Source organism: Bradyrhizobium sp. Kon69 (assembly GCF_055807515.1).
The window spans coordinates 31,371-50,206 of the sequence record NZ_JBVVOS010000028.1; the positions used below are offsets into that span (position 1 = coordinate 31,371).

The 18,836-nt window shown below is 58.3% G+C and carries 16 protein-coding genes and 5 pseudogenes; 17 read left to right on the forward strand and 4 right to left on the reverse strand.

The genetic code is table 11. The features are described 5' to 3' along the window. The first annotated feature begins 50 nt into the window (after positions 1-50). The 5 genes and pseudogenes from AC0L3U_RS30515 (at position 51) to AC0L3U_RS30535 (ending at position 6,496) form a co-directional block, all read left to right on the forward strand. Positions 51-2,048, forward strand: a complete 1,998-nt coding sequence (locus AC0L3U_RS30515) for a hypothetical protein (RefSeq protein WP_473294090.1) — start codon at positions 51-53, stop codon at positions 2,046-2,048. A gap of 491 nt (positions 2,049-2,539) precedes the next feature. Then, positions 2,540-2,746, forward strand: a complete 207-nt coding sequence (locus AC0L3U_RS30520; protein ID WP_231171088.1) for an IS66 family insertion sequence element accessory protein TnpB — start codon at positions 2,540-2,542, stop codon at positions 2,744-2,746. Beyond that, entirely contained in the window at positions 2,688-3,086 is a 399-nt protein-coding gene (tnpB, locus tag AC0L3U_RS30525) for an IS66 family insertion sequence element accessory protein TnpB (RefSeq protein ID WP_007606829.1), read from the forward strand. Before AC0L3U_RS30520 ends, tnpB begins: the two co-directional genes overlap by 59 nt. Before the next feature lie 67 nt (positions 3,087-3,153). Then, positions 3,154-4,773 (forward strand): annotated as a pseudogene (tnpC, locus tag AC0L3U_RS30530) (IS66 family transposase). A gap of 253 nt (positions 4,774-5,026) precedes the next feature. After that, entirely contained in the window at positions 5,027-6,496 is a 1,470-nt protein-coding gene (locus AC0L3U_RS30535; protein WP_473294089.1) for an undecaprenyl-phosphate glucose phosphotransferase, read from the forward strand. Here AC0L3U_RS30535 and AC0L3U_RS30540 read toward each other — a convergent pair. Continuing rightward, positions 6,493-6,696 carry a hypothetical protein gene (locus tag AC0L3U_RS30540; RefSeq protein WP_007606827.1) on the reverse strand — a complete coding sequence of 68 codons (204 nt, stop codon included), beginning with the start codon at positions 6,694-6,696 and terminating at the stop codon, positions 6,493-6,495. The two genes, AC0L3U_RS30535 and AC0L3U_RS30540, sit on opposite strands and share 4 nt — an antisense overlap. 544 nt (positions 6,697-7,240) lie before the next feature. Here AC0L3U_RS30540 and AC0L3U_RS30545 point away from each other — a divergent pair. Then, positions 7,241-7,579, forward strand: a complete 339-nt coding sequence (locus tag AC0L3U_RS30545; protein ID WP_007606826.1) for an H-NS histone family protein — start codon at positions 7,241-7,243, stop codon at positions 7,577-7,579. Between the two features lie 113 nt (positions 7,580-7,692). Here AC0L3U_RS30545 and AC0L3U_RS30550 read toward each other — a convergent pair whose 3' ends face one another. Then, entirely contained in the window at positions 7,693-8,463 is a 771-nt protein-coding gene (locus AC0L3U_RS30550) for a metallophosphoesterase family protein (RefSeq protein WP_473294088.1), read from the reverse strand. 663 nt (positions 8,464-9,126) lie between these two features. On the opposite strand from AC0L3U_RS30550, the gene AC0L3U_RS30555 reads away from it, so the two are divergent. Together AC0L3U_RS30555 and AC0L3U_RS30560 are read left to right on the forward strand one after the other, a co-directional pair. Next, complete coding sequence (locus AC0L3U_RS30555; protein ID WP_473294087.1) at positions 9,127-10,071, forward strand: GNAT family N-acetyltransferase; 945 nt, start codon at positions 9,127-9,129, stop codon at positions 10,069-10,071. A gap of 60 nt (positions 10,072-10,131) precedes the next feature. Next, positions 10,132-10,989 (forward strand): thioesterase domain-containing protein, encoded by an 858-nt coding sequence (locus AC0L3U_RS30560; protein ID WP_007606812.1) that lies wholly within the window; start codon positions 10,132-10,134, stop codon positions 10,987-10,989. Positions 10,990-11,056: 67 nt separating this feature from the next. Here AC0L3U_RS30560 and AC0L3U_RS30565 read toward each other — a convergent pair whose 3' ends face one another. Then, the gene (locus tag AC0L3U_RS30565) at positions 11,057-12,235 is read right to left on the reverse strand and encodes a glycosyltransferase family 4 protein (RefSeq protein ID WP_007606811.1); all 1,179 of its coding nucleotides are present in this window, start codon (positions 12,233-12,235) and stop codon (positions 11,057-11,059) included. Between the two features lie 1,448 nt (positions 12,236-13,683). On the opposite strand from AC0L3U_RS30565, the pseudogene AC0L3U_RS30570 reads away from it, so the two are divergent. From AC0L3U_RS30570 to AC0L3U_RS30590, 5 genes and pseudogenes are all read left to right on the forward strand, one after another. After that, a pseudogene (locus AC0L3U_RS30570) lies at positions 13,684-14,244 on the forward strand (caspase family protein). A 311-nt stretch (positions 14,245-14,555) separates the two neighbouring features. Next, positions 14,556-14,870 (forward strand): peptidoglycan-binding domain-containing protein, encoded by a 315-nt coding sequence (locus AC0L3U_RS30575; protein ID WP_456765701.1) that lies wholly within the window; start codon positions 14,556-14,558, stop codon positions 14,868-14,870. A gap of 687 nt (positions 14,871-15,557) precedes the next feature. Beyond that, positions 15,558-15,764, forward strand: a complete 207-nt coding sequence (locus AC0L3U_RS30580) for a hypothetical protein (RefSeq protein WP_007606809.1) — start codon at positions 15,558-15,560, stop codon at positions 15,762-15,764. A gap of 66 nt (positions 15,765-15,830) precedes the next feature. Further along, a pseudogene (locus AC0L3U_RS30585) lies at positions 15,831-16,583 on the forward strand (IS5 family transposase); the annotation flags it as partial. Between the two features lie 16 nt (positions 16,584-16,599). Then, a pseudogene (locus AC0L3U_RS30590) lies at positions 16,600-16,963 on the forward strand (transglycosylase SLT domain-containing protein); the annotation flags it as partial. A gap of 4 nt (positions 16,964-16,967) precedes the next feature. On the opposite strand, the pseudogene AC0L3U_RS30595 reads toward AC0L3U_RS30590, so the two are convergent. Continuing rightward, a pseudogene (locus tag AC0L3U_RS30595) lies at positions 16,968-17,452 on the reverse strand (winged helix-turn-helix domain-containing protein); the annotation flags it as partial. Between AC0L3U_RS30595 and AC0L3U_RS30600 the strand changes: the two are divergent. From AC0L3U_RS30600 to AC0L3U_RS30615, 4 genes are read left to right on the forward strand one after another with little or no spacing between them, the layout of a single operon-like run. After that, on the forward strand, positions 17,451-17,702 hold the full coding sequence (locus AC0L3U_RS30600) for a hypothetical protein (RefSeq protein ID WP_473364283.1): 252 nt from the start codon (positions 17,451-17,453) through the stop codon (positions 17,700-17,702). The pseudogene AC0L3U_RS30595 and the gene AC0L3U_RS30600 sit on opposite strands and share 2 nt — an antisense overlap. 12 nt (positions 17,703-17,714) lie before the next feature. Then, complete coding sequence (locus AC0L3U_RS30605) at positions 17,715-18,359, forward strand: hypothetical protein (protein WP_473294085.1); 645 nt, start codon at positions 17,715-17,717, stop codon at positions 18,357-18,359. Next, positions 18,356-18,577, forward strand: coding sequence for a hypothetical protein (locus AC0L3U_RS30610; protein WP_007606807.1), 222 nt, complete (start codon positions 18,356-18,358; stop codon positions 18,575-18,577). Before AC0L3U_RS30605 ends, AC0L3U_RS30610 begins: the two co-directional genes overlap by 4 nt. A gap of 33 nt (positions 18,578-18,610) precedes the next feature. Beyond that, positions 18,611-18,835 carry an MBL fold metallo-hydrolase gene (locus tag AC0L3U_RS30615; RefSeq protein WP_007606806.1) on the forward strand — a complete coding sequence of 75 codons (225 nt, stop codon included), beginning with the start codon at positions 18,611-18,613 and terminating at the stop codon, positions 18,833-18,835. Position 18,836: the final 1 nt, after the last annotated feature.

An 18,836-nucleotide genomic window follows, 5' to 3' on the forward strand; every position in this document is an offset into this window, starting at 1 on the left:
ACATTGATCGCAGGGAGGCGATGTCGGCCTCCGGCTCTCGAGGCAGCAGTATGTTCATTTGGCTTTACTTCTCGGCAATTTTCGTTGCCTTCGCCGTGGCGTTCAGTGCGGTTCGAGCCGAAGGTGCAACTGGCTTCGGTTGCGCCATGATGGCGGTCGCTCTTATCCGCCTCGCCTTAAGTTCACGCTTGGGTGCCATCGACAGGTTGTGCCGCAACATGCGCCCGGCTGCGCTCATTGCGCTGATCGTCCCGGGCTTATGGATATTGCTCCAAGTCGTACCGGCTCCCTCACCTTGGCCGTCTGACGCCATCTGGTCAACAGCATCCAGCGCGCTGAGAATGCCGATCGACGGGACGATATCGATCGACACCGGAGCGACACTCCTGTCATTTGCCCGGTATTGCGTTGTCATCGCAACAGGGATTGCGGTCAGCGCCGCAACCGTGGATCGACAATCTGCGGAGAATTTTCTCTACCTCCTGACTGCCATTGCAGCGTTTGTCGCAGGACTGCAGCTCGCTTCCGAGCTCGGCTACGTTCACAGCCTCGATACCGACGCCGCGGGAGCCGTCCTCGTTTCTACGATCGGGATCATCCTGTCGTGCGCTTCGGTACTTAACGTCCGGGAACAATATTCCAGCAAACGTCGCCAGCCAAAATCCAGGTTGCACGCGGTCGTGGGCCTTGGGGTAGCGACCGCAGCATTCGCCCTGGGGACATTTTCAATGATGATGCTGGGAGAGCTGACGCTGGCTTTCGCAGCGATTTTTGGGATGAGCGCCCCGGTCAGCATCTATATCGTTCGAAAATGGCGCTGGGGAAGATGGGGCAAGGCGGGGGTTTTGACCACCGGCGTGGTTGCTCTTCTTGGTTTCGTGGCCATCGCGCCGCTCAAAACGGACGTGGACATCACAAAATTGATGTCCCCCCAAAAAAGCTGGAGTGCGACAGACCTGCTGCTGTCAGATGCAAGGCCATTTGGCTATGGAGCGGGCGCCTTCGAGGACATACTTCCGGTCTACCGTGACGTTGGCGACGTTACTCGCCACGTCTCCGAAACCGCGGCGACGATCGTCGCGGTAGAGATGGGCCGGACCTTCCTGCTCGCTGCGATCCTCGTTATGGCTGCAGCGGCCATTGTTCTTGCGAAGGGGTCGTTGGCTCGCAGCAGGGATTACGTTTACGCCGCTGCGGGCGCTGGCGTCTTAGTGACGACCGCGATGACGGCGTTCATTAACAGCGACGCCTTGAGCTTTTCAGCGCTGCTGATCATCAGCGCATGCATCGGCCTGTCGTATGCCCAAAGCCGAAGCGCAATTGAGAACGTCGTTTCATCGCTGCGAACTCGCGACGTCGACAGAACGCATCCAGTTGTTGCCGGGCTGACCGTTGATAGACCCTTGATGCGGTCATGCTGCGCCCTGTTCGGACTATTGCTGGCAGCGCAGGCAACCTGGGTATTGCTTCCAACGTACTTCCTGTTGGGAACCAAGACGGTCGCCTTTGGAGCGACGTATCCGCCGGTCTCGGTCCGTGAAAAGAATAGCCTTGCGAATGCTGCATCGATTGCCATCGCTCGTGGCGATCTGTGGGCAGAATACGGTTTTGCAGGCGCGGCGCTGTTGCAAGGGACGCCGACACGAACTTCTGATGAAGCTGTGCGTCATGATCTTCTCAAAGCCTTGAGATTTTCTCCATACCGAAGTGATGTTTGGCTGACATTCGCGTTGCTGGCGGACCAGCATAAGTGGGGCGCCTATGATCCAGGCGCACTGCTTAAGATGGCGTACTACACGGCTCCCAACGACGTTGAACTCGTACCAGCGAGGATTAAGCTTGCGCTGCGCTTGAGCGGCGCGGTTGCCGATCTCGAGCTTCAGGACATGATCAAGCGGGACGTCAGTCTCATTGTAAGCCGACTGCCGGCTCTGAGGCCGACACTCGTCGAAGCTTATGCTTCGGCAAGTGTTGACGGACGGCGCCTTGCCGAACGACAAATCGCCGAGACTGACCCGGTCTTTCTGAAGGAAATGCGGCCGCGGTGAACGTTATGCCTCTCTCCTCGAGGGCTCAACGTGCACGAGCCCTGCGCGCTGGAGTTTGGCTCGAACACACATCCCGGTGACATAGCCAATTTGAAGGAAGGCCTCCGCGGCTAATCCCCAGAGAAAAGCAGCATAGACGCCGTTCGACGCGCCCCAACAAAGCGCTTCTGCGAACGTGAACAACGCCAAAAGCAGGAGCGTCTCAACGCGGAAACATAGCCCTGCTACGTCTGCCTCCGGTGGGGGCGGTCTTGTGGGGCTGAGCGGATTGCTTTGTAACAGCATTTATGGACAGCCATAAGTTCAGTACTCAGGTTGAGCGTCTCGAGATGGTCGAGACCGGCCGTCGCCGTCATTGGACGGACGACGAGAAGCTGAAGATTGCTTGAGAGCATGCACGCGCCGCGGGCGATTTCGTCGACGGCGCGGCGGCGCGGGATATCGCGGTCGTTGCTGCTGACGTGGCGTCGGCTGTTCGCTGGGGTAGTGGTGTGGCTACCGAGCAGCCCAAGCCGGCGTTTGTGCCAGCGGTCGTGGTGAGCGCGGCAGCATCGCCGAATGCGCTGCCGATACAAGTTGCCACGCGGGCGAGCGGCCGGATGGTGATCGAGCTGGGCAATGATCGCCGGATCATCGTCGATGTTGACGTCGACGCGGCCGCGTTGTCGCGGGTGCTCGGCATTTTGGAGCGCCGATGATCCCGGTCGCAGCAGGCGCGCGGATCTGGATCGCGACCGGGCATACCGACATGTGCAAAGGTATGCAGGGCTGGCGCTCCTGGTGCAGGAAGGCTTCGGGCGTGATCCGTTTGCCGGGGACGTCTTCGTGTTCGGTCGCGCCTGCACTTTGATTAAGGCGTTGTGGCACGACGGGATCGGTTTGTCGCTTTGCGCCAAGCGGCCGGACCGAGGTCGCTTCATCTGGCCATCGGCGGTGGACGGCGTGGTGGCGTTGACCGCGGCCCAGCTGGGCTATCTGTTGGAAGCGATCGACTGGCCCAATCCGCAACACAGCTGGCGTCCGCAGAGCGCTGGATAGGCTGCGCAAAAATCCTCTGAGATTGTAAAAAGCCGGCGCCAAGCAGCTTTTATGATTCCATTGAGGCATGGAAGACGGCCTCGAAAAGCTGCCGGACGACATCGAAGCGCTGCACGCGGCGTTGCTTTGCGGCGCGCGCCGAACTCGCCATCGTGCGCGCGGACGACCTGGCGCTGATCGCGCATCTGAAGCTGCAGATCGAAAGGCTGAACCGCGATCGGCATGGTTCACGCTCGGAGCGCACCGCACGTCTGCTGGATCAGTTTGAGCTGACGCTGGAGGAACTCGAGACCTCTGCGACCGAGGACGAACTGACAGACGAAATGGCCGCGACAAAGACTGCGAACGGGACGACGACTGTGGCGTCGTTCAGCCGCAAGCGCCATCGCGCAAGCCGTTCCCCGATCATCTGCCTCGCGAACGCGTGGTCGTACCGGGACCCATGGCGTGCGCCTGCTGCGGCGGGATGCGGCTGTCGAAGCTCGGCGAAGACATTACCGAGACGCTGGAGGTGGTTCCGAAATCCTGGAAGGGGATCCAGCACGTCCGGGAGAAGTTCAGCTGCCGGGACTGCGAGAAGATCAGCCAGGCGCCGGCGCCGTTCCACGTCATCGCCCGCGGCTGGGCCGGCCCGAGCTTCCTGGCGATGGTGCTGTTCGAGAAGTTTGGCCAGCACCAGCCGCTGAACCGGCAGGCCGAGCGCTGCGCCCGGGAAGACGTGCCAGTCAGCCTTCGACGCTTGCCGACCAGGCCGGCGGCTGCACGCTCGCGCTGATGCCGCTGTTCAATCGCCTCGAAGCCCATGTGCTCGCCGCCGAGCGCTTGCACGGCGACGACACCACGGTGCCGGTTCTGGCCAAGGGCAAGACCTCGACTGGCCGGATCTGGGTCTATGTCCGGGACGACAAGCCGTTCGGCGGACAGGCCCCGCCAGGGGCTGTGTTTTACTACTCACGCGATCGCGCCGGCGAGCATCCGCAGGCGCATCTGGCGAGCTACAGCGGGATCTTCCAGGCCGACGCCTATGGCGGCTATGGCAGGCTGCCGCAATGCGGGTCCAATACTGGAAGCCGCCTGCTGGGTCCACGCTCGGCGGCCGTTGTTCGTGCTGGCCGACCTGGCCGAGAACGCACGCCGCAAGGCGCAAGGCGGCAAGAAGCCGGCGGTGATCTCTCCCCTGGCGCTTGAAGCCGTGCGCCGGATCGATGCTCTGTTCGAGATCGAGCGCGGAAGAATGGCGAGACGCAGGAACGGCGCCGGGCCGTGCGGCAGGAGCTGAGCGCACCGCTTGTTGCCGATCTGGAACGCTGGATGCGTGAGCAACGTGCCAAGCTGTCGCGCGGCAACGACGTCGCCAAGGCGATGGACTCCATGCTCAAGCGTTGGAGCGCGTTCACCCGCTTCCTCGACGACGGCCGTATCTGTCTATCCAACAACGCAGCAGAACGGGCACTCCGCGGCATCGCGCTCGGCAGGAAGTCCTGGCTTTTCCGCGGCTCGACCGCGGCGGCGATCGCGCCGCGCTGATGTACAGCCTGATCGTCACCGCCAAGATGAATGACATCGGCCCGCAAACCTGGTTGGGTTTCGTTCTGGACCGCATCGCAGAGCATCCCGCCACCGGCTCGACGAACTCCTGCCGTGGAATTGGTGCGACACGATCCGGCGCGTCGATCAGGCCGCCTGAGTGGTCCTGCCGTGGTTCTCACCGAATGCTTACCCTGCTACCAATCCGATGAGGACATGAGCAACTTATAATTGCATCTCTGCTCGGGCAATTTCAGAGTATTCTCGCGGATTCGAAATCCCCAAAGCTGGTTGATTAGCCTAGCTCGGGTCTTCGTTCCCAGTTTAATTAATTTGACTGCCGCGCCAGTATGAGTTATTTCCTTCATTCATTAATTTTTGGTTAATTAATCTAGTTGGAAGGCTTTAATCCAATGAATTTCATTGACCAACGCCTCCATGCCGAACTACGGAGCTCGGCCTTTCAGGGCCGCGACGTTCCCCCGGTTCCGATTCGGAAATGGCCCATTCGCTATCATTCCATCGAGGCAGCAACGATCCTGTTCGATGTCGCAACGATTGCCTTGGCGAGCGTCTTGGCGACCTGTGCACATCATGTCCATGAAGGCATGCGCGTCGACCTGGGGCAGCCGATCGGTTCTGCCATTCTTGTCGCAACGCTTTTTACGTTGTGCCTGAAATCGCAGGGCCTCTACGAGCCCACAGCGCTTCTCGCCTGGCGTCGCCAGGCCCGAATGATTTTTGCCACGTGGGCGGGCGTTTTTCTGCTTCTGTCCGGCATAGTTTTCGCGCTGAAAATTGGTAGTGAGCTGTCGCGCGGCACAAGCATGCTTTTCGCGGGACTAGGCCTTGTGGCACTGCTGGCCAATCGAATGCTCGCAAAAGGCCTCCTTACAAAGGGGCTCGCCGAGCGACGTTTCTCCGGGCTCAAGGTTGTGTTGATCTCCGGGCACGAAGCTTCTGGTCTTGATTTTTTCGATACCTTGGCCGCGGTTGGTCTCGACATCAAGGAAAGCTTTGCGCTGCCTCGACCAGGCGTGAACTCGAACATTCGCCGAAGGCTTGCTGCCAACGTGATTGAGCGTATCAGGGGCTCTGACATCGAAGCGGTGGTCGTTGCGGCCGATACGAACCAATGGCCCGAACTCCGCGACTTCGCGGCTGAGCTCAGGGTACTGCCCTTTCCCGTAACATTCGTTCCAACCGGCCCGGCCGCTGAGGCTTTCAAGCGTCCCTCCAGGGATCTTGGCGACTTGGTGAGCATTGAGCTGCAACGAGGCCCCCTCAGTGCCGCCGAATGTACCGCAAAGCGGTGCGTTGACCTCTTTGGTGCGGGATTGATGCTGATCCTCATAGCGCCGATGCTTGTCTTCATCGCGGTGGCGATCAAGCTTACCTCGCGGGGCCCAATTCTGTTCAGACAGCACAGGATGGGATTCAACGGCCGAACCTTCCAGATCTGCAAATTCCGAACGATGACAGTGCTCGAAGACGGACCCGCGGTGATCCAGGCGCGCGCCGTCGATAACAGAGTTACAGGTGTTGGAAAGTGGCTTCGCCGCACAAGTCTTGACGAGCTACCGCAGCTCTTCAACGTGCTGCATGGTAGCATGTCGCTTATTGGTCCCCGGCCGCACGCGGTCGCGCACGACAATCAATTTGACAAGCTCGTAAGGAACTATGGCTTTCGCCAGTGCGTCAAACCTGGGTTGACCGGCTGGGCTCAGATACACGGTTACCGCGGACCAACGCCCACAACCGAGTTGATCGAGCGCAGGGTGGAATGTGATCTTTGGTATATAGAGAATTGGAGTTTCAAGTTGGATATCTGGATCCTTCTTCGAACTCCGTACGAAGTGTTACGTGGCCGGAACGCCTACTAATCGACCCGCGCCTCGATCCTTCCATCCTCAAGAGCCTGTGCGATGTGCTCTAGCACTGCTTCTCTAGCCTGCAGAGACGGGCAACGCGCGTCTCTCATTGAGTTTTTGTCGGTGAGAAAATTCAACTGATCGATCGAAGGGGCGACGCCCGGCATCGCCTCGGCCAACTCTCGCTCGATGCGTTCCCAATCCTGGCTCATAGCAATTTCCCGATATGCATCGGTAATGAAGCTACTCCGGCCTATCGACCTTTGAAAAACAAAGTCGGTCGCGTGGTTAAGGACCAAATAACCCCCCGCGAGTTCCCTATCCTTATCTCGCCGGGCCGAAGACCAGGGCGCATTATGCGGCTTCCGCCGCACTCCCAGAACTTAAGTTACGCAAGCGCGCCGCTTTCGGCCGGTGCCGGCCCGACAGCATCGCGCTTGTCGAAAGTCAGATGTGGCCCGAGCGACGTCATCGGTGCCCCAGGTTCAGGAGGATATTATCTGGGCCGCCCTTAAGTTGCGCTAGAATCAATCAAAGGACTACCTTTACGTGCGGATGGCCGGACGTTTAATCCTTATCCTAATTGAAATCGCGCGCAAAAATTGCCGATTAAATAAAACTAAGACCTTTTAATGTGCAAAAAATTAAGTAAAATCTCTTTGATTTTGGTTCTGTTTTAAAAGTCGCCCAAACCTCTGTTTCTTCGGGAAAGCAAATTTTTTGACACAGGGCGCATCTTTGCTGGATTCAGATCGCATGACCAAGCTGGCTTTTTTGGAAGCGATGAATTTTGACGAGCTCTGGATCTTGCACGAGCGGCTCACAAAGATCCTCTCGGACAAGATCACTTCAGAAAAGCTGGAACTGGACAAAAGATTGGCGCAGCTCAATGGTGCGGATCTTGGCGAGAGCCAGGAGACGCAACCGCGGCGGCGGAAGTATCCCAAGGTCTTGCCGAAATACTACAATCCGTCAGCTCCTAACGAGAAATGGTCGGGCAGAGGCAAAATGCCTCGATGGTTGGTCGCCGCGCTTCAAGCCGGCCGGAAACTTGAGGACTTCAGGATCGAAGCCGCCGAGAAGTCTGATAGCTGAATCGTTCAGGCGGCATCAGTTGGCCAGCTGACAAAATGTGCACGTTGCAACGGTTGTTGCACGATGCCGAGAGGCCGGCAGGCAGAGCGTACAATCGCAAAATAATCGTACTATTAAGATCTTGGCGGGCGCGACCGACTGCTCGAATGGAATTCGACTTTATCATCTTGGATCGACAACACCGTGAGTAACCCTGTTGCGTACGCTCCTGTGTCGATGTTGATGCGATGGCTTCTAATCTCGGGTTCCAGGCTTGGAGTATGGCCATGAACCACTACCTTGCCGAAATCTCGGTCGCTACTGAGAAACGGCTCGCGAATCCACATCAGATCCTCTTCGCTTTGCTTATCGAGCGGAACGCCAGGCCGCACGCCAGCATGAACAAAGAAGTAATCTCCGCAGCTGAAAAAAGGAACGAGGTTCGCCAGGAAGTCAGTGTGAGCGGAAGGAATTGCGGCGGCCAAGGCGACGCTAACTTCCCGTCCTCTCTGCAGCACGTCTCTGGCGGAGATCGTTATTCCGTAGGACATCAGCGTCGTCATGCCCCCCAGTTTAATCCAGTTAGGAAGCATCTTTGGGTCGTCCAGCAGCCTTAACAATAGGGCCTCGTGATTGCCTCTAACAAAAACGGTCTCGTGCCGCTGCCCTCGGTCAATGAGAAGGTCGATTGTGCGCTTCGCATCGGGGCCTCGATCGATATAGTCTCCGAGAAAGACTTGGATTGCCTGTTCTGGCCTGGAACGAGCCAAGTCAGCATCGATGAGATCAAATGCACCGGCCAGCAGATCAGCGCAGCCGTGAAGATCGCCCACTGCGTAGATGCGGACCCCTTTTGGCAGGCGCGCGCGCCTATCGAAACGAGAAAAAAAAGTCGTCAGCAACATGGAAGCTTATCGAACCGCTCAGATGCCGGTCGCACTGGGGCGTTAGCGAAATGAGCCTGAGTACGCACCCCAGAATGCCGGCCCGCCATAAGGTCCATAGGCGCCATAAAGGGCGTAGCAAGAGTATCCGTCAGGACACCCGTGACGGTGCCTACCGGCCGGATACCGTACTTCGTATCCAGCAACACGATCGACCCTCGACGTCCGAATTGGGAGAGCTGCGTCCGCAGCCCGTATCGGTTCAGGGATAGATGCGGCGGCAACCGCTCCCACGAATGCTCCCCTCACAAGCCATCTAGCAAAGTTGAGCGCCGACATGATTTACCTCGCATTCACCTTAGACTTGCCAACGAGCCACACCACGGCGAAAACGAGCCATAACACAGCGAAAAGCCAATATCTATCCCGCCAAATTGCCCGGCCCAACGCGTGACGGGAAGAACATGCAACTTGCGCCCCCATTTTAGGCTGGACGTCGACCTCACAAGCGCGCGAGCAACTAAATAGACAATCGTTTGGTTAACAGCCCAAACAGGATATTCCTGCGTCGAAAAGTCGCGCAACGTCGCTACGCGTCAAAAAAACACCGGGGATGCTATAATCTTCCTGCATTATTGGCAGATGTCGGCACGTACTTTTTTCAGCAACAAATAAGAACTCACTTTGAAGATCACAGTATTTCACGAACCGTGGTGGTTGTCCGCTGTGAGTGGCGGCCTCGTTCACGAATCCGTTGTCAAACGCGGGAACGATGTGGTTGGCCGATTGCCTTACGTCTTCGCGCGCAAGGGCCCCTTTCGTCTGCTTCGCATGCCAGCATTCACACATGTGCTTGGCCCCGTCGTCGATTCCGGAGACGGAAAGCCGCAAACGCGTCTCACCAGACGACTGGCAATTACCCAGCAGCTAATCGACCAATTGCCGTCAACATCAGAGCTCAAATTCTGCTTGGATCCATCTTTGGATGATGGTTTGGCGAAGATTGACGGTCTTGCCTTCCAGGACCGCAAGTGTTCGGTTGCGCCTCAGTTTACCTTCGAAATCGACTGCCGGCGAAGCCTGGACGATCTCCTGGCCGCTCTGGATCTGAAGACCCGGCAGCACATACGCCGCGCCGAAAAGGCCTATCACGTTCGTTCACTGGACCAACCGGAAGTCTTTATCGATTTCTACTTGAAGAATCTCACCGCCTTCGGCCGGACCAGCCGGATAGGTTTTGACAATTTTCCGGTCCTTTTCTCAGAGTGCCGCGCCCGCGAGTGTGGAATTATTCTGTCGCTGTTCAATGAAAACGATGAGCCCATCGCAATGACTTTTTTGGTGTGGGGCCACGGCACCATGTACTACCTGCTCTCTACGCGCTCCCGTCATTCCCATGACTCCGGCGCAATCAGTCTGTTGTTATGGTCAGCAATCAAGAGGGCACACGAGCTAGGGCTCTTTCTCGACCTCGACGGCATCTACTCAAGCGGAACCGCTCGCTTCTTGGCCAACTTTGGTGGCAAGCTGAAAACGCGTCTCGTCGTCCGGCGCAGCCGGATGCCCTACAGCGCGCTCCAATACGTGAAGGCGCAGTATTCCGGCAACGAGAGCAATTTTTTCACTTGATGATATTCTTCGCGTGCAGCGCTGAAAGTCGTCTTAAGCGACGCTAGGTAAGGCTACGGAATGTTCGACGGCGCCGAAAATCCCCGCCAATATCTTATATCGCTGCGAGCTTCCGGCGCCAGGCCGCCCTTGTTCTGCCTTCCTGGTTCAGGCGGCGATGTGAGGATTTTCCGGGACCTGGCTGCAGCGTTACCGCAAGCGCAGCCCGTTTACGGGCTCGACATGGAATGGTTATGCGATCTTACGGAACATTTCTCCGTAGAGCAGATCGCTTCCTTCTACCTTCGTGCTGTCAAAGCCGTTCAACCGAGCGGTCCATACCAGTTCTGCGGGTACTCGTTTGGTGGGCTAGTCGCCTATGAAATGGCCTCGCAATTAGCAATAGAGGGCGACAGAGCGAGCCTGGTGGCTCTGCTCGACGCGCCGAATCCCGCCCAACTTGCCGCCTTACCGGAAGCGGATGCGACGGCTTATCGAAAAACCTATGTAAATGACCGGCTCACAAAGTACGGCCGTGACTTGATAAAGGGCAATATCAAGACCTTCCTCAACCGCGGGCTCGTCTTTCTTAGCTCCCGCAGCAGAGGATTGCTAACACCCTGGATCAAGAAAGCATTTCGGACTATCGGAAGGCCGCTGCCCACCAAGCTGAGAGGCGACGATCCTGGCTTTATAAATGCTTGGCACGCTTACGTTCCGAAGCCCCATCCGATGAGCGTCGTCTGCTTTCGCGCCCAAGATCGTGGCCCGGAACACGATCTTGATCCGACCATGGGATGGGGTACGTGCGCGACAGCTGGCGTCGCTATTCACCTCGTTCCAGGAAGACACGTCGACATGATGAGAGAACCATCAATATCTTCCGTGGCCGAAAAGCTAGACGTTCACCTGGTCCAAGAAATTAGAAGTTTGCACTAAGGCTGGCACCGCTGCCGATCACCCGGAGAGTTCGCTTCGCTTCACCGCGTGCAACAAATGGATCTTGTTAGATCCGTTTTGAGCCCATTTGCGCCAACTTGTATGCTTCGGCGTAGGCACGAGCCACTGCACCCGCACCATAGCGCGATCGGAATCGAACTTGGGCACTCATTCGTGCGCGCTCAAGAAAGTCGGTGTCAACGATAAATTTCTCGATGGCGCGTGCGAGGCCCGTCAGATCACGTGGCTCGACCAAAATTCCGGTTTCGCCGTCAGCGATGATGTCCGGAATTCCGGCAATCCGAGTGCCGATTGCGGGAAGACCAAGCGCCATGCCTTCCAACAGGCAAAGCGGAAACATTTCTCCCTCCATATAACTTGGCAATACCACCACGTGTCCCGACCGCATAACCGCCGGAACTTGCCGATGGTCGACCCGTCCTAGACACTCGACCACCTCGCTCAAATCCAAGCGAAGGATCTCCGCCTCAATTTCTGGCCGCGTCGGCCCGTCACCGATCAGGATTGCGCGAAGCATTGGGTATTGGGAATGGAGCTGCCCCATGGCGCCCAGCAATTCCATATGGCCTTTGCCTCCAAACATGCGCGCCGACATGATCAACGTTAACTGTCCCGGCAGGGGCTTCAGTGCGACGCCCTCGAACGCAGCTTCATCGACGCAGAACGGAATGACAGTCATTTGGCTTCTTGAAATACCGCGCCCGATCATTTCCTCGGCTGCAGTCGAATAAGGGAATACAACTCGATCCGCGTATCGCCTTTCCAGCCAGAAGGTAATGGAGGACACCAAATTCCAATATTTCGAATACCAGCTTAGCGTCGCGTGATGCGTGATTATAAGTGGAGAGGACCAACTGGCGAGAAACCCTTCAAGGCCTGCTATCCCGACAGCGTGAATATGCATGACGTCATGGAGCCGCTGCAATTTCCCAAGAGCCCGTACACGACGCAGGCGCGTCAATAGTTGCGTCCATTTTCCCTGCCGGCCACTCGTCAATGTCTCGCCCTCCGAGAGATCAAAGACAGCTATTCCATTCTCATTGGCGATCCTGCCCACTTCCTCCCGGGAGCGAAGATCAATTGCAATAGTGGACAGAAATCCTAACCTCTTTTGCGCAACGCAAAGTTGGAGTATGAATGTCTCCACGCCGGTCATCCCGAAATTCGTCGGCATGTAGTGGAGGATTCGCAATGACGGAAGGCGCGAATACTTCGTGCAGGCCATACCCAAATCCCCTTGCCTATTCTTTCAATAAACTTTTAGTTGATCTGCCCAGCAGCGAAAATTACTCTGGTGCGTTTACTTAGATAACAATAGTCTTGGCGTATCTGTTCGTGAATCGCACCTCTGGCAAGGCAACCTCCGTTCGCCGAGCTGGGCGATAACCATCAATATTTCACCACTATGCACCAACAGGATTCCAGTGCTTCAGAATGGACCTGCGACCATGGATTTGAGCGTGACACCCCCACGCTTCTGTTTAAATTAGCGCAAAGCAACTGCAAATCTCCCTTTATTATGGAAAGCAATCAAATTGCGCGTCAACAAAGCTACTTGGGACAAGATTGGCTATGTCACCAAACCGGGCTGATACACGTACACATTTGGCTTTGTGACGATCACTCAAGCCTATAATGGCCGAACGCTGTTTTCACTTTAGTCGCGCGGGTGCCAACCGAGATGTCGGTAAGTGAAGAGTATCTGCTTGGTGCGTTCGATATCGGTTACCGACAAACCAGCGATTGATGGACAGCGCGGTTCGTGACGACAGCGGCGGCGCAATCGAGCGGCCAAATCAAACAGTTTACGTCTTGAGACGCCTCGCCCCAAACCGCCACGGCCGACGAGCGAGCCATGCAGCGGGACTGTTCTTCTCGCAAACGCTCGTCGTTAGCCGTAGCCCGCGCGAAATCAAATCTCGAATGAATTGGAACAAGACACGGAGATGGTCGTGCCGTGCGCCACCGCGGTGGCGAGAATTCAACGACGAACATTCATTGGAGCCGAGCCGAACGTCCCGCGACCGGCTTTTTGCTACCACTGACTTTCGCTTAGACTGATCGGCTGAAACACGATACGACGCCTCGACAGCTCGAGTTCGACCCTCTGTGAATGTTGTTTCCAGCCCATCGTCGTACGCACTTTGAATTTTGGCTCCTTGCCTTGCTCCTCTGCTGCAAGAGCGCCGCGAGCGGCCTCGTACATCATCAGAAGGCTCGGCGTTGTGAAATCTGAATAATCCATACGCAACCCGTAAAGAACTCCACTCAACCGCGTTGGCGACAACCACGGCGCTCCCTGAAATAATGGGTGCAGCCTACCTAAGGCTTTGTTGGAAAGCGGGTATATATTAACCATTTTGTTCGGTTTGGCTAGTCGCCCGTCGCTGGCATCAAAGTCCAGTAGGGCCACAGTTTTACCCACTGGGGCCCGCGCGCCTTCCCTTTGATTTTATTTAATTTACTTTATTTTCCAACCTAACTCGGGGAGCATTAAACCGGCCTTGTTTTTGGGTTCAAAAGACGTCGGTTGCCGCTCAAGGCGCTGGTCGCTCGCGATAATCGATGGAAATGTGACGCGCGTCACATTTGACTTCCAGCGCTTCTCCCACCTGCCCGTTCACATTGAGAGCGCATACGATGACGCGGGTGCTGCGCGATGTCGGCTTCGAGATGGTCGAGGGTGCCAATCTCACCCGCGACGCCATGACGGCGAAGCTGCTCGAGTTCGGAAAGAAGAGCGAGGGCGCCGATGTCGCGCTGTTCTTCCATGCCGGCCACGGCATCGGGGTGAACGGCACCAATTACCTGCTGCTTGTCGATGCCGAGATGGACGTCAAGCTCGGCGCGGCGATCAATGTCGATCTCACGCTCGAACAGACCATGGCCGACGCCAAGGTGAAGCTGGTGTTCCTCGATGCCTGCCGTGACAATCCCTCGTGGCCAGGATCCGTTCGGCCAAGGCGATACGGTCGGTGACCGTTACGAGCGGTCTTGCCGAGATGAAATCGGGCGAGGGCACGCTGATCGCGTTCGCCACCGGCCCGGCCTGACCGCGCTCGACGGCGAAGCCGGACCAACAGCCCGTTTACCCGCGCACTCGTCGCCGACGTTGCGCAGCCGGGCCTCGAGATTCAGCAGGCGATGACCAGGGTTCGCGCCCAGGTCAACGATGAGACCAACACGGCGCACCTGCCCTGGGGCCACACCAATCTCTCGGCCCGGTTTACCTGAACCCGGCCGCTGCGACCGGGACGGACGCTGTTGTTTCCACTCCCGTCGTTGCCCAGGCTGGCGAGGTCGAGCTCGAGTTCTGGCGCTCGATCAAGGACTCCAACAAGGTCGAGGAACTCAACGCCTATCTCATCAACTATCCGAATGGCACCTTCAAGTCGCTGGCGCTGGCCCGAATCGCCGCGATCCAGGACGGTCCCTCCACGACGACCCGTAACTCCACGGCCGGCGTCGATCCCAGGTCCTTCACTGATACCGCCGACCAGACCACCGAGGACCAGATCGGTCTCGACAAGAGCCAGCGCCGCGACGTGCAGCGCCGCCTGACCGGCCTTGGCTTCGACGTTGAGGCGACCGGTAAGTTCGACGAGGACATCCGCTCGGCCATCATGCGCTGGCAGGCTGTCCGCGGCCATCCTGCGGCCGGCTACCTCAACAAGCTCCAGCAAAAGGCGCTGCAGTCCGAGATCGTTTCCACCCGCGTCGCTTCCGACGAGTCGGACGAGCCCGCACGTCGCCGCTCCTCCGGCGGTGGCGGACGCCGTGCTCATGGCGGCGGTGGCGGCATGGGTGGCCCCGACGCCTTCTTCGGTAACATGATGGGCGGCATGTTCGGTCGCCGTTGAAGTGTCCGAAAAGCCAAAAAGAGAGGTTGGGCCATGATGATTGATGTAGACAAACTATCTCTGCGAGAGGTTCTGCACCTGCGTCGTGAAATTCAAATAGTGTTGGCGCAAAAACCCCAACAACGAGGCGAGAGGATCATCCGTGTCGAATCCGAGTTGGACAGCGCGATAGATACTCGACGCGCAACAAGGCATACGGATGCCTAGCGCAGCTCTTCCGCTAAGCCAGTTTGAGCAAGGTACCAGAACCATCGCTTGCGCGATGATTCGGTCGTGTAAGGCGTCACGTCCAGGGTAGCGTCGAGACCGGCTGCAAGTCACCGCAGTGAAGGGACTCACTCCAAGGAGCTACGCGACCCGCGGCCCACCACAAGATCCGCAACTGCATCGCCCGTGTTTATACGGTAGGCCGAGCTGATCGAATACGGATCATCGGCTTCGACGCGAATGCGATCCAGGGAAATCGTCATGGTCTCCGATGGCCATTGCAGCACCATTTTGCCAGCGTCATTTTTTCCACGTCCGTTGGAGCAGACCGGCAGGCGCCAATTAATACGGTTTGATTCTTTAAGTCCAAGAGGCCACAAATCGCCTCACCTTTGACGGGCTAAGCCGCGCGCGGAACTAATTCTCAACAAACTTTGAGACGACTCAGGTAGTGAAAGGATAGGGAGCGGAAACGATCGGATGACAATTAAGAACATCGTGATACCTTTGGAAATTGAGTATCTCCAACAGGCCGCCAAACATCGTGGGGTGTCACGCACAAGGCTCGTTCGACTGCTGATGGAGCGTGTCGTCAAGGACGAACTAGTCCCGCTAATTCTCGGGAATGAGAGCCTGCAGAAGCAAGAAGAACGCCAGCAGCGTTATCGCCGTTTCCGAAACTCCTAGGTTCTGTGCCCAAACCCCTTGAGGTTGAAGACGCGGAGTGATTCAAGGCCCCAAATGGAGGCTTTGATGGCACGCTTCGATTTGACAGACGCCGAGTGGTCAATCATCTGTCCGCTGTTGCCGGGAGCGGAAGGCAAAAGAACGGCCGGCCGCGGCCGGACGATCGCAAAGTACTCAACGGCATCTTCTTTGTATTGCGTACCGGCACGCCGTGGCGCGACTTGCCAGAGCGCTACGGCCCCTACACCACGGTCTATAATCGGTTCAATCGCTGGGCGAAGGCTGGAGTTTGGCTTCGGATATTCGAGGCTTGGCAGCGAAATCACCCCAGTCGCTGCAACTGATCGATAGTTTCATCATCCGCGCCCACCAGCTCGCCGCATGTGGTAAAAAGGGGGTCCGGATCACGCCATTGGCCGTTCTCGTAGAGGACTAAGCACCAAGATCAATGCCGTTGTTGACCACCAGGGACTACCGGTACGGATCGTGCTGTTGCAGGGCCAATCAGCCGACAAAACTATCGCGCCGATGCTGATCGAAGGGCTCAAGCCGGATCGCGACCTCGTCGCCGACCGCGGCTATGACGCCTGCGTTATTGTCGATCTGGTTGAACGTCGTGGCGGCCGGGCCCACATCCCCACCAGCAGAGACCGCAAGGTTCAGCGTTCGGTCGACCTCGCCATCTATCGACAACGCAATCTCGTCGAACGCTTCTTCAACAAGCTAAAACACTTCCGCCGCGTCGCCACCCGCTATGAAAAGACCGCCCAAAACTTCCTCGCAGCCGTCCTTTTGGCTGCAACACGCCTATGGGCTAGGTTTGAGTCCACGGCCTATAGGCGGCGGGGACATCTGCCGCGCCGTCATGAAATACCGGGCGGGTCATGGCGAGGACACGATGACCCCGCGGTCGCAGGTCTATTGCAACCGCGCCCGTAACCGTCTTGTCGCCATGAACTCGACCTCGGTGGGGACTGAAGTGGCGGCTGTTCCGGATCCGGCGCCTCGCGGTTGCGGCTGTAGCTCCGGCCAAACCGGCGAGCCGCCCGAAGCTGTCGGCGCAGCCGAAAACGGTCTATGCCCACAATCGTCAGGGCACCGCGGCCGCCAGCCGCGCCTTTTGGGCCGCGCACGAGGCCAGGGTCAGCCAGATCAAGGCGCGCATCGAAGCACGATGGAAGCGCATGGCGTCGCGTTGATTCTTTACAGCCGTTCGCTGAGCGCGAGCTTGTAGCCGACGCCGGTGACCGTCGTAATCACGGGCGTGCCGCTGCCGACGAGCTTGCGCCGCAGCCGCGCTACCAGCGCATCGACGGTGCGGATGTCGACCTCGTGGCCTGGCGGTTGCTGACGACCTCGATCAGATAGTCGCGGCTGAGCGGCCGACCATCGGCGCCGACCAGCGCCGCGAGCAGATCGAATTCGGCGCGCGTCAGCGCCACCGGCTTGCCGTCGCCGCCGAGCAATTCGCGCCGGGTCAGGTCGATGATCCAGTCGCCGAAGGCGATCGAATTGTGGTTGCGGGCCGCCTTGCGGTCGAGCGAACGCCGCCGCAGCACACTGCGGGCGCGCGCGAGCAGGTCGCGCAGATTGATCGGCTTGGTGACGTAATGGTCGCCGGCGATCTCGAGACCGAGGATGCGATCGACGTCGGTGTCGCGGCGCGTCACGAAGATGATGCCCGCGTTGCCCGGTCGAAGCGAGCAAGGCACAACGCCATTCGGCCGTTCGCACACGCTCGATGTCCTGCGCGGCCTCGCCATCGCCGGCGTGATGGCGATCCACGTCTCGCAATTTTTTCCGTCGCATATCCACGCCGTCGACTATGCCTTCATGTGCGGATGGACCGGCGTCAACGTGTTCTACTTCGTCAGCGCCATGACGATGTGCCTGATGTGGACGAAGCGCGTCGAAACCGGTCCGACGCGCAAGTTCTAGATCCGCCGTGCCTTGCGCATCGCGCCACTGTTCTGGCTCGCGATCCCGGTTTACCTGGTCATCAACGGCGCCGGGCCGAGCGACAACGCGCCCAACGGCATCGGCCCTGTTCAAGTGATCCTGACCGCGACGTTCCTGCACGGCTTCTGGCCGGACAGCGTCAACAGCGTGGTGCCCGGCGACTGGTCGATCGCGGCCGAGATGACCTTCTATCTCGTCTTTCCGCTTCTGATCACCGCGTTCGGATCGCGCCGCCATCTCTATGTCGCGCTGGCGATCGTGCTGCATCTCGTCAATGTCTGCCTGTTCAAGCCGTGGGCCTTCGCGCTGTTCTCCGCCTATTACGGCCCCGGCATTTGTCTGGACCACGCTGCACATCAGCTTCCTGAATCAGTTGCCGGTCTTCCTGGTCGGATGCGCGCTGTTCTTCTCGCTGCGCGACGGATTTGCCAAGTCGGACGCTGCGATCTATGCGGTCTTCATCGCGCTGTCCTTTGTCGCCAATCGCGTCACCGGCTCGCACGAATTCAACTATCTGATGATCAACCTCGTGCTCGGCGCGCTGGTTGCCGGCTGCATCAAGCTTGCGATCCGCTTCCAGCCGCTCGAAGCGCTCGGCCGCAATTCCTATTCGATGTACCTGTCACTTCGCGGTGATCTACGGCCTGCGTCAGCTCTGGCCGGTCGCCGAGGGACTGGTCTCGCTGTTCATCGCCTATGTCGTCACTGCCGCGCTGAGCTATCTCGTCGCACGCGCGACATGGCATCTGGTCGAACGGCGCGCACAGGACCTGGCGCACCGCCTGACATCCGCGGGATCGGACCGGTCGACCCTCCAGCCGGCCATTACTGCCACCGCGGCCGGCATGCGCTGACCGGCTTGCTTCATTGCCGTTTTAATCTCTACTGTGGAGACTCCTGACGCTGGAGTCGGCACCATCGAGGTCATACTGCTCGGCACCGGCGGCCCGCGCCCGGACCCGCGCCGCATGGCAACGACCACGCTGATCAGGCTCCGCGACGAGAACATCCTGTTCGACGCAGGCCGCGGCGTCATGGTACTTGCGGATGTCAGGCAGGATTATGCGGGGCCGGTTGTGCTCGGCGAGGATCTCACGCGCATCGAGGTCTAAG